This is a genomic window from Psychrobacter sp. T6-4 (assembly GCF_052258425.1).
Classification (GTDB): Bacteria; Pseudomonadota; Gammaproteobacteria; order Pseudomonadales; family Moraxellaceae; genus Psychrobacter.
Genome location: NZ_JBQQEZ010000033.1, coordinates 1 through 620, shown reverse-complemented (window position 1 = coordinate 620; position 620 = coordinate 1). Strand labels below are relative to the sequence as shown.

The following is a 620-nucleotide window of genomic DNA, read 5'->3' as shown; positions in this document are numbered from 1 at the left end:
GACTGCCAAGGCATCCACCATGTGCGCTTAATTACTTGACCATACAACCCCAAAGGGTCTATTTACTTGCTAAGTTTATCTCTATTAGTAGTAAAAGTAGCCTCGAAGTAATTCGAGGTATTTTACTACTGAACAGATCTGGTACTTAACAGGTTGGTTTCGCAATTATAACGATATCACCTATGTTTATACGCTTGATTCAGTTCTCTTTACTTTTTTAATAACCCACCCCTGGGATAACAACTGATGTCGTTAAGAGGTGAGTTATTAAGGTTAAAAAGTGCGCGTGAACACGCTCTTCCTAACCCAGACTCATATCTATGTTTTTAAATAGTTCCTAATCCTTCGTCAGGTATTAGGTTCTGTATAAAACAGAAAGAAATAATCAGTACTTATTTGTTATAAGTCGAATCATTCGTTTCTATTTATGCTTATGTATATATTCTATTCAATCGCGCTTGTTTATTAATGGTGGAGCCAAACGGAGTCGAACCGTTGACCTCCTGCGTGCAAGGCAGGCGCTCTACCAACTGAGCTATGGCCCCTAAATAATGGTAGGCCTGGGCAGACTTGAACTGCCGACCCCCGCGTTATCAACACGGTGCTCTAACCAGCTGAGC

Annotated in this window: 1 tRNA gene; it reads right to left on the bottom strand. The window is 40.8% G+C overall.

Annotated elements, in window-relative coordinates:
• Positions 1–469 precede the first annotated feature (469 nt).
• Positions 470–545: transfer RNA gene (locus ACTXGE_RS12490), tRNA-Ala, on the bottom strand.
• Between the last annotated feature and the right edge of the window lie 75 nt (positions 546–620).